A 14004-nucleotide genomic window follows, 5' to 3' on the forward strand; every position below is an offset into this window, starting at 1 on the left:
TGGTGTGCCACCCTGGCGTTCTAGTTTTAACTGTCTCACCCATTTATCCATAGTGGACTTACCAACGTTCATCGCCTTTGCAGCTTCGATGATGCTATGGTTTTTATCGAGGACTAATTGGGCTGCTTCAAGTTTGAATTCAGCACTAAATGTTTTTCTGGTTGTCGATCTCATGTGTTCACCTAAAGTCATCTACGAGGTAATAATATCACCTCTATTTAGGTGGCCAAAATTAGTGTGCCACTACACATAGAGTCGATGCAGTAAGTTGGTGGAACAGTACCGGAAGAGGATATGGAGCAAGACCTCCTGAGGTTAGAAACTGGATGCTGGACTCAAATAACTATTACCTTGATCATTACTCTATAAACAGATCGCAAGGTGCTATGTTAGGGCAAACATATTTAAAGCCATTGATTTAAAACGAGGTTCTTATGGGTGGCATTGAATCTGAAATTGTTAAAAAAATCGAGCTTGGGAATTCCTTTGAAGATAAGGGGGATTTTAACAAAGCATTGGAGGTTTATTTTTCGGCATTAACTGATATAGAAGATGCCATTGTTGATAAATATAAATCGGAAGAGGCTCGGTGGTTAATTTCATGCATATGTGGTGTGTATTTCTTAAAAAAAGAATATCTTGAGGCAAAGAAGTGGGCTCTTGAGATATTTAAATATAACATTCCTGAGTATGGAACGTCAGAGCTAATTGATTTAGGGGTAATATATTTCGAGCTGGAAGATAAGGATAATGCTTTTGAGTGTTTTTCAAAAGCATATGCAAGAGGGAAAGGCAGAGCCTTTCAAGGCTATAACAAAAAATATTTTGATTTTTTTAAATCGTATAAAAAATAGGGTAATGCCTCCAATCAGTTGAAATGGTGCCTTTCGATAAAGGCACCAATCACTTTCTCGGGTACTGTCGCAAAGTTGACGTTAAGAGTTTCATGGTGGATGATCTTCGAATATGAATTTGGAGCATCCACAGCATGACACTCAATTTTTCGGGACGGCATTATCCATCAGATATCATCATGCTGGCACTTCGCTATTACCTTGCTTATAAGCTTAGCTACCGTGATATTGAGGAAATCTTCGCTGAGCGTAATATCCACTTTGACCACTCAACCTTAAACCGTTGGGTTATTAAATACGTGCCACAACTTGAAGCTAAGTTCAGAGCAAAAAAGCGGGTTCTGTCGCAAACTGAGGAACGAGTTTATCATGAGCGATGCTCTCTTAACTAACATCATCAATGTCGCTAAACTTTTCTGGACGCCATTTCCCAACAGATATCATCATGCAAGCCCTACGATATCACCTGGCCTATAAACTGAGTTACCGTGAAATTGAGGAGATGTTCGCTGATCGTAATATCCATTTTGACCACTCAACACTGAACCGTTGGGTTATCAAATATGCGCCGCAACTCGAAGCCGTATTCAGGAAGAGAAAGCGTCGAGTATCAGGGGCGTGGCGAATGGACGAAACCTACATAAAGATTAAAGGTCGCTGGGTTTACTATTATCGCGCCGTGGATAAATACGGTGCTATTATTGATTTTTATTTGAGTGAGACCCGTGATGAACCTGCTGCTCGGGCGTTTTTCAATAAAGCTATCAACCAACATGGCTTACCTGAAAAGGTCGTCATTGATCAAAGTGGGGCGAATGCTGCGGCATTAGACACCATTAATATTCGTCTTTGGCTGTCTGGTTGCATGTTGTTTATGATTGAGGTTTTAGCCATAAAATATCTGAATAATATTGTTGAGCAAAGTCATCGAAAAGTGAAAGGTAAAATGCATCAATGTTTGGGTTGGAAGTCTTGGGAAGGTGCCGAATCAACGCTTGCTGGCGTTGAACTTTGGTTCATGATAAAGCAAGGGCAAATGAACACCACCGAAAAGATGAAACCATGGGAACAATTTTATTCTTTAGCCGCATAATTGTATCTGAGGGATCTTGCGCCCTCAAATCTTAGCTGCAAGCTCTCAGTTTGCGACAGAACCAAATATGTGTAATCGGCTATTACAAGCCGGCTCTAGGAGAACTAACTCGAAAACATATTGCTGCTCCTGCTTTTCCCTATCCCAAGTTCAGGTTAATCTACAAAGCCATGTTAATTGATCATGAATATGGCTCATGTTGTATGTGAAATAAAACCGTTTTTGTTCATGTGCCGAACCACGTATAAATGACTCCAAGCGAAATATTAGACAAGCTTGAAGTTGCACACTAGCTAAGCCATCAGGACTTAAGTCATCGGCACTTAAGTTAAATAGAACCTCAGACAGAACACGAATAATGTCTATCAGAGTCGGGTCGAGAAGCTAGAAGCGCAGGGCATAAACTCAGGTTTGAAATCAGACAATGGGATACTGGATCACTATGAATAAGCATTTTACATTTACGATTAACAGCATTTGTCTTGATGAAAATTATCATCCCTCAGACAAGACGCGTATCACGACCAACTTTGCTAATTTGGCCAGAGGAAGTCATCGCCAAGCGAACTTACGCAACGCGTTAAAGATGATTGATAACAGTTTTAATGCCTTAGCGCATTGGGATAACCCTAAAGGCGATCGTTATACTGTCGAACTTGAAATTATCTCCGTTAATTTGGATATTGACGGCAGCGGTCAAACCTTCCCATCGATTGAAGTTTTGAAAACCAATATTGTTGATCATAAAACCAATAAACGTATTGAAGGTATTGTCGGCAATAACTTTTCATCTTATGTACGCGATTATGACTTTAGCGTGTTACTGGCAGAACATAATAAGGGCCAAGCCAAATTTAGTATTCCAGATGATTTTGGTGGTCTACATGGCAAGCTATTTCAGTCTTTTGTTAATTCTGATGCTTATAAACAGAATTTTAATAAGCCACCGGTTATCTGTCTCAGTGTGTCGGATAATAAAACCTACCATAGAATTGAGAATCAGCATCCCGTATTAGGGGGTGAATATCAGCCAAATGAATCGTCTTTAACTGAGCAATATTTCAAAAAAATGGGCTTACAGGTGCGCTATTTTATGCCACCAAATAGTGTGGCGCCTTTAGCTTTTTATTTCTTTGGTGATTTACTCAATGATTACACCCATCTTGAGTTGATAAGCACCATCAGCACTATGGGAACTTTTCAAAAAATCTATCGCCCTGAGATTTATAATGCCAATGCTGTTGCAGGAAAATGCTATCAACCTAATTTGAAAAACTTGGATCATTCACTGACTCAAATTGTTTATGACCGAGCTGAACGTAGCCAATTGGCGAATGAGCAAGGCAAATTTGCAGCGGAGCACTTTATCAAACCATATCAAACGTTTTTTGAACAATGGTCTGCTAATTACGATTAGTTGCTCTGAGCCTAATCGTCACGCTCAATAATTAACCCAATACGGCATCATTATTATGACAACACGACTTAATAAAACATCGCTTAACCAGACACTGTTACCGACTTCAACTGCGGGCAGTTTGCCTAAACCTTTATGGCTTGCAGAGCCTGAAACACTTTGGTCTCCATGGAAATTGCAAGGAGAGGAATTAATTACCGGTAAACACGATGCACTGCGTTTGTCATTACAGGATCAACAGCTAGCGGGGATTGATATTGTCAGTGATGGCGAGCAAACGCGGCAACATTTTGTCACTACCTTTATTGAGCACTTCAACGGCGTTGATTTTTCAAAACGTAAAATCGTTAAAATTCGTGATCGCTATGATGCAAGCGTGCCCACGGTTGTCGGCCCAGTGAGCCGCCAAAAGTCGGTGTTTGTTGAAGATGCCAAATTTTTACGCAAGCAAACCACGCAACCGATTAAATGGGCGCTGCCTGGCCCAATGACCATGATAGATACGCTTTATGATGACCATTATAAAAGTCGCGAAAAGCTCGCTTGGGAATTTGCCAAAATTCTTAATGAGGAAGCCAAAGAATTAGAAGCGGCGGGTGTTGATATTATCCAATTTGATGAGCCTGCTTTTAATGTGTTTTTTGATGAGGTAAACGATTGGGGCATTGCGTGTTTAGAAAGAGCCATTGAAGGGCTTAAATGCGAAACTGCGGTACATATTTGTTATGGTTATGGCATCAAAGCCAATACAGATTGGAAAAAAACCTTGGGCTCAGAGTGGCGCCAATATGAAGAAGTGTTTCCTAAACTGCAAAAATCGAATATCGATATTATCTCGCTAGAATGTCACAACTCCCATGTGCCAATGGAGCTACTTGAACTCATTCGCGGTAAGAAAGTCATGGTCGGCGCGATTGATGTTGCCACCGACACGATTGAAACCGCAGAGGAAGTCGCTGACACCCTACGAAAAGCCCTTAAATTTGTCGATGCCGACAAGCTTTATCCTTGTACCAACTGTGGTATGACGCCTTTATCTCATCAAATCGCAAGAGGCAAACTCAACGCCTTAAGTGCAGGCGCAGAGATCGTCAGAAAAGAACTCTTGGCATTAAGATAAGACGTGTTAAGTGTTGCTGTTTTTTTTACAGCAGCATGTTTTATAGCAGCATGAATCCAGCTTTGTTGAAAGGGTATCGACGTCGGTATTAAAAAAAACGGGATTGGCAAATTGATGCCAATCCCGTTTTCATTTTTAAGCTCATGCATTTAGTGCTTGGGCTTAGCGCTTATTCGCCAAGCTTTGGTGTACGTGGCGGGATCATGCGCCTGTCACCTGTTGACTCAAATGCACCTGCAAATTTAAGCAGGTTATTATCGTCATAGGCGCGACCGGCGAAGGTCAAACCGACTGGCATGCCAATATCGGCCATCACGCCCATAGGCACAGTCACAGTCGGCACGCCTAAATGGCGAATCGCAAGGTTTCCGTTAGCGACCCAAACTCCGTTGCTCCAAGCTATATCGGCTGAAGCCGGATTCACATGGGCATCGGCAGGGCCCACATCTGCCACGGTTGGGAACAGCACGGCATCAAGCTTTAGCCCGTCCATCCAGTCTTCGAGATCTAGCTTACGCGTCTTCTCTAAGCCACGCAGACCATCGGGAATACTGTCGATCTGGTCATAGGATTTAAGACCACGCTTAGCCATGTTGACGTACTCTTCCATGCCTGCCGCTAAGTCACCTTCACGGTTAGGCAAGGTGCCCAAGTCGTGGGGGAAAATCAGATAGCCGTTAACATCTTCAAGCTTGTTGAGTTTAGGGTCATTGTTAGCACGCAGGAATTCATCGAATGCCCAACCTGAGAGTTCCCATAATTCATCATGGAGGAATTGAGGCGTGACGATACCGCGGTTAAACACTGTCGGCGCACCTGGGCGGTCGCCTTCACAATTTGATACCAGCGGGAAATCCACTTCAATCACTTCGGCGCCAGCGGCTTCTAAGGCTTTACGAGCCGCTTCCCATAGATCGATAACCGATTGGCGGGTATGAATACGTTGACCCGTTGGGCCGCCAATGCCCGGATTTTCGCTGGTGCCCGCCAATTCATCTTTATTGATGTACATGCGCGGCACACCAAAACGCTTACCCTTAAGTGTGTCTGCGCTAGCGGCCAGCGCCAGATAAGATTCTGGGCGAACTGTCGATGCTTTAGGGATTTGTACCCAAGGTTGCAGACGCCAGAGATCGCCACGGGTGATAGGATCGTCGGCCACAATCACATCCAGCACTTCAAGCATATCCGCCATAGTGCGAGTATAGGGCACGACGACATCCATGGTCGGCGTTAACGGCCAGTTACCGCGCACGGAAATCACGCCGCGAGACGGAGTGTAAGCACACAAACCGTTATTGGACGCAGGACCTCGACCGCTTGACCAAGTTTCTTCGGCAAGACCGAAAGCCGAATAACTTGCCGCCGTGCCTGTGCCCGCCCCATTGGAAGAGCCCGAAGCGAATGGTGCAGTAAGATACTCAGCATTGTATGGGCTTTCAGCGCGGCCATAGTGACCTCGCTGCATGCCGCCATTTGCCATGGGTGGCATATTGGTTTTGCCTAGGCAAATGGCACCCGCGGCGCGTAGGCGCTCAACGGCAAAGGCATCGTACTGGGCCACTAAATCTTTAAATGCTGGGCTGCCAGACGCCGCCGTCAGCCCCTTCACCAAATAGCTATCTTTGGCGGTATACGGAATACCCTCAAGTGGGCTTAAGGTTTCACCACGGGCGCGGCGCGCATCTGAGGCTTCGGCTTCTTTCAGCGCATCGGGATTGTGTACCACTAACGCATTGAGCTTAGTCTTTGTCGCAGGGCCGTCATACGCCTCAACCCGCGCGAGATACGACTTAACCAACTCCACTGCGGTGGTGTGGCCAGATTCGAGCGCAGCACGCAGCTCGGCAATGGAAACTTCAGTGACTTCAAACATCTTGCGCCCTCCCGCAGAAAGCCAATTGTGGTGTAATAACAGTGACATCAATCGTCATGCTGTTCTCCTTGGGTTACTTTCCAGCAGGGATTTGCTGAGTAATACAATGGATATTGCCGCCACCTAATAAAATCTCACGGGTTGGCACACCCACAATCTCATGCTCTGGGAAGATTTCCTGCAGTTTTTGGGCGGCGATATCATCGGTTGCAGGGTCAAGCAGTGGGAACACGATGCGATTATTGGTGATTAAAAAGTTCACATAAGAACCGGCTAAACGCTCACCCGCCGTGCGTGGCACGCCAGTGCCTTCGGTCACACCTTTTGATTCTTCTTCGGTGCAATACAGCGGCCCCGGTTGTGGCAATAGATGGATTTTTAACTTACGGCCTTTGGCATCCACGGTATTTTGCAAGACCTCTAGCGCCGCTTTTGAGCGTGGATATTGTGGATCAGTCTCATCATCGGTCCAGTGCAGAATGACTTCACCAGGACGGGCAAAACAGCACATATTGTCGATATGACCATCGGTCTCATCCATATACACGCCATCTTGCAACCAGATAAACTGCTTAACATTCAAATAGTCACGCAGTAAGTCTTCAATCTGTTCTTTTGTCAGTTCAGGGTTACGGTTGGCATTGAGTAAACATTCTGCACTCGTCATACAGGTGCCTTCACCATCGACATGGATGGAGCCACCTTCGAGGATCAGCGGCGCGCTGTAACGGGCAAAACCATGCTGCGCAAGCATTTGCTGCGCGACTTGCTCGTCCTTATCCCATGGGAAGTACAAACCACCGTTATGGCCGCCCCAAGCATTAAAACCCCAGTCAACACCACGGCATTCGCCATTATCATTCACAACTACGGTTGGCCCTGTATCGCGAGCCCAGCAATCGTTACTGTCCATTTCAACCAAGGTGACGTGCGATGGCATCACTTTTTGAGCTTCAGCTAAAAAGGCTTTAGGTACACCCATATACACGGGCGTTGCACCACCAATGGCATCGGCCACTTTAGCAAAGGTTGCTTGAGCATAAGCCCCAGCAGAGCGCCAATTATCGGGACGATATGGCCAAATCATCCATACGGCTTGCTGCGCCGCCCATTCGGCGGGCATATAAAAACCATCTTGTGATGGCTTAGTCGTTAACGGCGTGGCATCCACATTCGCGTTTGTCATGAATTTTGTCTCCAGTAATGCTCAAATCTATAAGGGAGTACGCCCCATTTTGGGCGACAGAATAGAAATACACCTAACATAATCAAATAAATCGAATGACCGTATTTATCACGCTGCGCTCATTACGAGCATTTATCACATGCATTCATCACATGTATAGTTAGGCCGAAATTGTTAGGTCTTCACTCAGTGAGTTTTAGCTTCATTGAAATATTGCTGCGTATCTTATCATTTAAGATGGCTTGCGCTAAATACTTGTATGCAGGACATAGATGAGAATTTATTGGGTCGTTAAATCGTCGATTTATTGCTCTTTGGGTGAATTTCACCACTACATGGCGCGAATGCACTTTTAGTTAAAATAAGACCTATTAAATAAGAACCCTAAGATCTGATCTCAGCATCAAAATAGCGCTTTTATTTTACCTCGCTTATCATCGCGTTATTATAGCCTTTTACTAACAAGCACTGCTGAGGCGTATTCTTTTTGTTCATCCTCAGTATTTAGCCTGTTTTAGCATTTATCTTTAAAGGAGGTAAGCATGACTTCCCACACTGCGCCATTAACTTCATTTTCAACCACGGAACCTTCTACAACGGGATTTTCTATAACAGATGTTGAGCCGCTGCTTAACATTATGGAAAAACTGCGTGATCCGCACACGGGTTGCCCGTGGGATAAAGCACAAACCTTTCAAACCATAGTGCCTTTTACTTTAGAGGAAGCCTATGAAGTTGCCGATACCATAGAGCGTTTAGCCTGGGATGAGTTGCCCGATGAACTTGGGGATTTATTATTTCAAATCGTATTTTATTGTCAGCTCGGTAAAGAGCAGGGGCTGTTTGATTTTGCCACAGTGATTGAGAAAATCAGCGACAAGTTGACCCGCCGTCATCCCCATGTGTTTGGCGAACAAAATCCGCAAATAGGCGATAGCGCCCAAGCAATGAAAGCCAATTGGGAGGCGATAAAAGCGACTGAGCGTGAACAAAAGGCCCAGCAAGTGGCGGGTAAAACCCAAACTGATACAGTGGTTTCTGCGTTAGACAATATTCCGCGTACCCAACCTGCGCTGTCGCGCTCAATCAAAATTCAGCAAAGGGTGGCGCGAGTCGGTTTCGATTGGGCCGAACTTGAACCTGTGGTCGCTAAAATCCATGAAGAAATCGATGAAGTCTTGCATGAAGTGAATCAAGACGAGCAAGACCAAGCTAAAGTGCAGTCCGAAATGGGCGACTTGCTGTTTGCCGTGGTGAATTTAGCTCGCCATCTTAAGGTCGATCCAGAACAAGCGTTGCGCCAAGCTAACCTTAAATTTGAACGCCGTTTTCGCGGTGTAGAACAGTTGGCGAGTGACAGCGGTAAAAGCATGGAAGAGCACACATTAATGGAGCTCGATGCCTATTGGGACCAAGTAAAAGCGATGGAGACGAGATAAACGGCAAATTATCCCGATTGGTGTTTGTCGAATCGCGCCGCCTTTGGTATACTACTGCCCCGTCCTAGTGCTTTCTTACAAGCACGTATTTTCAAACTCATTTTCTCAGGTTCAGCATGACTACAAGGTATATCTTCGTTACTGGTGGCGTTGTTTCATCACTAGGTAAAGGCATTGCAGCAGCATCATTAGCTGCAATTTTAGAGGCCCGCGGTCTCAATGTAACCATCATGAAACTGGACCCTTACATTAACGTTGATCCGGGTACCATGAGCCCAACCCAACATGGCGAAGTATTTGTTACTGAAGACGGTGCAGAAACAGATCTCGACTTGGGTCACTACGAGCGTTTCATTCGTACTAAGATGAATCGTCGTAACAACTTCACTACCGGTCGTATTTACGAAGAAGTATTACGTAAAGAACGTCGTGGCGATTATTTGGGCGCAACCATTCAGGTTATCCCACACATCACTAATGCGATTAAAGAAAAAGTATTAGCCGGTGGCGAAGGCCATGATGTCGCTATCGTCGAAATCGGCGGTACTGTGGGTGATATCGAATCCTTGCCGTTCCTAGAGTCTATCCGTCAGCTCGGTGTTGAGCTGGGTCGTGATCGTACTCTTTTCATGCATTTAACCTTAGTGCCTTTCTTAGGTGCTGCTGGCGAAGTGAAAACTAAGCCAACTCAACACTCAGTGAAAGAGCTGCGTTCTATCGGTATTGCACCAGATGTGTTGGTTTGCCGTGGTGACCGTGCGATTCCTGCTAATGAAAAAGCCAAAATCTCGCTGTTCTGTAACGTCGAAGAGCGTGCGGTTATTTCATTAAAAGATGTTGATAGTATTTATAAAATCCCAGCTTTGTTACGTTCACAAGGTTTGGATGACTTAGTGGTTAAGCGTTTCGGTTTAGAATGCCGTGAAGCGGATCTGTCTGAGTGGGAAAATGTTATTTATCAAGAAGCTAATCCAAACGGCGAAGTCGTTATTGGTATGGTGGGTAAATACATTGAACTGCCAGATGCCTATAAGTCAGTCAACGAAGCATTAAAACACGCAGGCCTTAAAAACCGCGTATCAGTGACCATCAAGTATATTGATTCACAAACCGTAGAAGCTAAAGGCGAAGAAGTCTTACAGGGCTTAGACGGTATCTTAGTACCAGGCGGTTTTGGCGAGCGTGGTGTTGAAGGTAAGATACTGGCGGCAAAATTTGCCCGTGAAAACAATTTACCGTATTTCGGTATTTGTTTAGGTATGCAAGTTGCCTTGATTGAATTTGCGCGTAATGTTGCAGGTATGGCTGATGCACATTCAACTGAATTCAATAAAGAAACACCGTTCCCAGTGGTGGGTTTGATCACTGAATGGATTGACGAAGAAGGTAATGTTGAGCAGCGCCATGAGGCGTCTGACTTAGGTGGCACTATGCGTTTAGGCGCTCAATTGTGTCATTTACTCGAGGGTTCAAAAGCGGCTCAAGCCTACAAAGGCAACAGCTGTGTAGAACGTCACCGTCACCGTTACGAAGTGAACAACAAATACAGAGAGCGTTTAGAGCAAGCTGGCATGATCTTCAGCGGTTTGTCTTCTGATCGTAAACTGGTGGAAATGATCGAATTAAAAGATCACCCATGGTTTGTTGCAGGTCAATTCCATCCTGAATTCACCTCAACTCCGCGCGATGGTCACCCATTGTTCGAAGGGTTTATTGCTGCGGCAAGTGCGCATCAAAAACGTGACCTGAAGTAAGAATATTTGAGGCCGGACCCGCGACAGTGGGGCCGGCCTTTTGTTACACTCATCAGACTTGAAACATAAGAACTTAATACCTCTGGGTATAAACAGCATGCGTACTAGTTGCATCTGTATGGACGCAAACCGTAAATGGAATTTTGTTATTTTCCGCGGTATGTGACTTCCATTTATTCCCATAGGTATTGGTTTTTTCTTTTATCTTTAAACTTAAATCGAGGGTGTTATGGCTAAGATTATTAACGTGATTGGTCGCGAGATTATGGATTCTCGTGGTAACCCAACTGTTGAAGCCGAAGTGCATTTAGAAGGTGGTTTTGTGGGTATGGCTGCGGCGCCTTCTGGCGCATCTACCGGTAGCCGCGAAGCGTTAGAATTACGTGATGGCGATAAGAGCCGTTATTTAGGCAAAGGCGTATTAACCGCTGTTGCTAACGTAAACGGTGTCATCCGCGCTGCATTATTAGGCAAAGATGCGACGGCACAAGCTGAGCTTGATCAAATCATGATCGACTTAGATGGCACAGAAAACAAAGACAAGTTAGGCGCAAACGCGATTCTGGCTGTGTCTTTAGCGGCTGCTAAAGCAGCTGCAGCATCTAAAGGTATTCCTTTATACGCGCATATCGCTGAATTAAACGGTACACCAGGCCAATATTCTATGCCTGTGCCTATGATGAACATCTTAAACGGTGGCGAGCACGCGGATAACAACGTTGATATCCAAGAATTCATGGTGCAACCTGTTGGCGCGAAAACTTTCCGTGAAGCACTGCGCATGGGCGCTGAAATTTTCCATACGCTGAAAAAAGTATTGCACGACAAAGGCCTAAGCACTTCTGTGGGTGACGAAGGTGGTTTTGCACCTAACTTAGCGTCAAACGCTGATGCGTTAGCCATTATCAAAGAAGCGGTTGAACTGGCTGGTTACAAGTTAGGTACTGATGTGACGTTAGCGCTGGATTGCGCTGCATCTGAATTCTACAAAGACGGCAAATACGATTTAGCGGGCGAAGGCAAAGTCTTCGACTCGAATGGTTTCTCTGATTTCTTAAAATCATTGGCTGACCAATACCCAATCGTGTCTATCGAAGATGGCTTAGACGAATCAGATTGGGATGGTTGGGCTTACCAAACTCAAATCATGGGCGACAAGATCCAATTAGTGGGCGACGATTTATTCGTTACTAACACTAAAATCTTAACCCGTGGTATTGAAAACGGTATTGCTAACTCAATCCTTATCAAGTTTAACCAAATTGGTTCATTGACTGAGACTTTAGCGGCTATTCGTATGGCGAAAGAAGCGGGTTATACCGCCGTGATTTCACACCGTAGTGGTGAGACTGAAGATTCAACCATTGCTGACTTAGCCGTGGGTACTGCTGCTGGTCAAATCAAAACCGGTTCACTGTGTCGTTCTGACCGTGTCGCTAAATACAACCAATTGCTGCGCATCGAAGAGCAATTAGGTGAAAAAGCCCCATACCGTGGTTTGAAAGAGATCAAAGGTCAGGCGTAATTTAATATTTGATGTAAAAAGGCCACCACTTGGTGGCCTTTTTTGTTGTACTATCTGCTGTATATTTTTTTAATCCAAGATACTGACGCTAATTCCTCCATGAAATTTTTTGTCATTGCACTCATAGTGCTACTCGGTGTACTGCAATTCCGTCTTTGGTCGGGAGGTAATAGTCTTCCTGAATATTTCGTTCTGCAAAAACAAATTGCCGCCCAGCAAGAAGGTAACGCCAAACTCAATGAGCGTAACCAAGTGCTGAAGGAAGAAATCATCGATCTGAAAAGTGGTACAGAAGCCATCGAAGAGCGCGCACGTAACGAACTTGGCATGGTTAAAGAAGGCGAGACCTTCTATCGCGTCGTGGGTGGTGAGCGCTCGGTATCGAGTCCATCTCAGTAATATGGAGTTAGGATGACAGAGCTAGGACATTTAGATCTTGGATTAAATGAACAATCCAATCCCGATAGCCAATCTGATCTGGTAACACAAATTGAATTGCAGCGCCAAGCTGAGCATGTCACTCAAGCTGTGGTTGCCATCGTTCCAGCTGCGGGCATAGGTAGCCGTATGGGCGCCGACAGACCTAAGCAATATCTTGAGGTGTGCGGCCAGAGTATTCTTGCTCATACCTTAGATAAGCTCTTGTCCCATCCGCACATTTCTCAAGTGATCGTCGCCTTACATTCGAACGATACTATCTTCGATACCTTGCCACAGGCCGTGCACCCCAAATTGATTACAGTATTAGGTGGCGGTGAGCGCGCTGATTCTGTGTTGGCGGCGCTGCAAATTGCGCCCGAGCACAGTTGGGCCTTAGTGCATGATGCGGCAAGACCTTGTTTAACCGCGACAGATATCGACAAGTTACTCGCATCCAGAGTGCAATTTCCCCAAGGTGCTATTTTGGCAATGCCTGTACGCGATACCATGAAGCGCGCGAATAAACAGGGTGAAATCAGTGCCACTGTGTGTCGCGATAATTTATGGCATGCATTGACGCCGCAGTTATTTCCAGCGCAGCAATTAAAAAATTACCTCAATGCGGCTCTGGCTGCAGGTGCGGTAGTCACAGATGAGGCTTCGGCGATGGAATGGGCGGGGATATCACCCGGACTCGTTTCTGGCCGTGCTGATAATATAAAAGTAACGCATCCCGACGATTTAGGGCTAGCCGAACTGTTTTTGATGCGTGCCGTTAAATAGTCATAATCAAAGTAAAATAATACGTTAGGAATATTAAATGAAAATCCGTATCGGCCATGGTTTCGATGTGCATAAATTTGGTGCGGCGCGGCCACTTATCCTTTGTGGCGTGGAAGTACCCTATGAAACAGGCCTAGTCGCACATTCAGATGGTGATGTGGTACTGCATGCGATTTCCGATGCCATCCTCGGTGCTTTAGCGCTCGGTGACATAGGCAAACATTTCCCCGATACCGATGCCGCCTATAAGGGGGCTGATAGCCGCGTATTGCTGCGTCATTGCTATGCTTTAGCGAGGGAGAAAGGCTTTGTGCTCGGCAATCTTGACGTCACTATCATAGCCCAAGCTCCTAAAATGGCACCGCACATAGAGGCAATGCGCCAGATATTAGCCGCCGATTTAACCGCGGAACTTGGCGATATTAATGTCAAAGCGACCACGACTGAACAGCTTGGATTTACCGGGCGTAAAGAAGGTATTGCGGTAGAAGCCGTGGTACTTATGGCCCGCAAACACGATTAACTTAAGAGTAAAAA

13 protein-coding genes and 1 pseudogene are annotated in these 14004 nt (G+C 45.4%); 11 read left to right on the forward strand and 3 right to left on the reverse strand.

The features are described 5' to 3' along the window. Positions 1-174, reverse strand: a 174-nt coding sequence (locus tag L5M10_RS09475) for a transposase (RefSeq protein ID WP_263148818.1), incomplete at its 3' end; no start/stop codon positions are given. A 260-nt stretch (positions 175-434) separates the two neighbouring features. Here L5M10_RS09475 and L5M10_RS09480 point away from each other — a divergent pair. From L5M10_RS09480 to L5M10_RS09500, 5 genes and pseudogenes are all read left to right on the forward strand, one after another. Next, positions 435-854 carry a tetratricopeptide repeat protein gene (locus L5M10_RS09480; protein WP_011919768.1) on the forward strand — a complete coding sequence of 140 codons (420 nt, stop codon included), beginning with the start codon at positions 435-437 and terminating at the stop codon, positions 852-854. A gap of 134 nt (positions 855-988) precedes the next feature. Then, positions 989-1201: pseudogene (locus tag L5M10_RS09485) on the forward strand (IS6 family transposase); the annotation flags it as partial. Positions 1202-1254: 53 nt separating this feature from the next. Next, positions 1255-1947 (forward strand): IS6 family transposase, encoded by a 693-nt coding sequence (locus L5M10_RS09490; protein ID WP_263148844.1) that lies wholly within the window; start codon positions 1255-1257, stop codon positions 1945-1947. 442 nt (positions 1948-2389) lie between these two features. Beyond that, on the forward strand, positions 2390-3364 hold the full coding sequence (locus L5M10_RS09495) for a DUF1852 domain-containing protein (protein ID WP_263148846.1): 975 nt from the start codon (positions 2390-2392) through the stop codon (positions 3362-3364). Between the two features lie 55 nt (positions 3365-3419). Next, positions 3420-4484 (forward strand): methionine synthase, encoded by a 1065-nt coding sequence (locus L5M10_RS09500; RefSeq protein ID WP_263148847.1) that lies wholly within the window; start codon positions 3420-3422, stop codon positions 4482-4484. Positions 4485-4653: 169 nt separating this feature from the next. Here L5M10_RS09500 and L5M10_RS09505 read toward each other — a convergent pair whose 3' ends face one another. Both L5M10_RS09505 and aguA read right to left on the reverse strand, forming a co-directional pair. Continuing rightward, on the reverse strand, positions 4654-6360 hold the full coding sequence (locus tag L5M10_RS09505; protein WP_263148849.1) for an amidase: 1707 nt from the start codon (positions 6358-6360) through the stop codon (positions 4654-4656). Positions 6361-6433: 73 nt separating this feature from the next. Then, positions 6434-7546, reverse strand: coding sequence for an agmatine deiminase (gene aguA / locus L5M10_RS09510; RefSeq protein WP_263148850.1), 1113 nt, complete (start codon positions 7544-7546; stop codon positions 6434-6436). A gap of 542 nt (positions 7547-8088) precedes the next feature. On the opposite strand from aguA, the gene mazG reads away from it, so the two are divergent. The 6 genes from mazG to ispF all read left to right on the forward strand — a co-directional run bounded on the left by mazG (position 8089) and on the right by ispF (position 13990). Beyond that, the gene (gene mazG, locus L5M10_RS09515) at positions 8089-8985 is read left to right on the forward strand and encodes a nucleoside triphosphate pyrophosphohydrolase (protein ID WP_263148851.1); all 897 of its coding nucleotides are present in this window, start codon (positions 8089-8091) and stop codon (positions 8983-8985) included. A 116-nt stretch (positions 8986-9101) separates the two neighbouring features. After that, positions 9102-10739, forward strand: coding sequence for a CTP synthase (locus L5M10_RS09520; protein WP_012587102.1), 1638 nt, complete (start codon positions 9102-9104; stop codon positions 10737-10739). Between the two features lie 229 nt (positions 10740-10968). Next, a complete protein-coding gene (gene eno / locus L5M10_RS09525) occupies positions 10969-12264 on the forward strand; it encodes a phosphopyruvate hydratase (protein WP_105251763.1) in 1296 nt (431 codons plus the stop codon). A 99-nt stretch (positions 12265-12363) separates the two neighbouring features. Continuing rightward, the gene (gene ftsB, locus L5M10_RS09530; protein WP_105253074.1) at positions 12364-12663 is read left to right on the forward strand and encodes a cell division protein FtsB; all 300 of its coding nucleotides are present in this window, start codon (positions 12364-12366) and stop codon (positions 12661-12663) included. A gap of 12 nt (positions 12664-12675) precedes the next feature. Continuing rightward, complete coding sequence (gene ispD / locus L5M10_RS09535) at positions 12676-13467, forward strand: 2-C-methyl-D-erythritol 4-phosphate cytidylyltransferase (RefSeq protein ID WP_212601489.1); 792 nt, start codon at positions 12676-12678, stop codon at positions 13465-13467. Positions 13468-13504: 37 nt separating this feature from the next. Continuing rightward, positions 13505-13990, forward strand: a complete 486-nt coding sequence (gene ispF / locus L5M10_RS09540; RefSeq protein ID WP_263148852.1) for a 2-C-methyl-D-erythritol 2,4-cyclodiphosphate synthase — start codon at positions 13505-13507, stop codon at positions 13988-13990. Positions 13991-14004: the final 14 nt, after the last annotated feature.

Source organism: Shewanella sp. SM32 (genome assembly GCF_025654235.1).
GTDB lineage: Bacteria > Pseudomonadota > Gammaproteobacteria > Enterobacterales > Shewanellaceae > Shewanella > Shewanella oncorhynchi.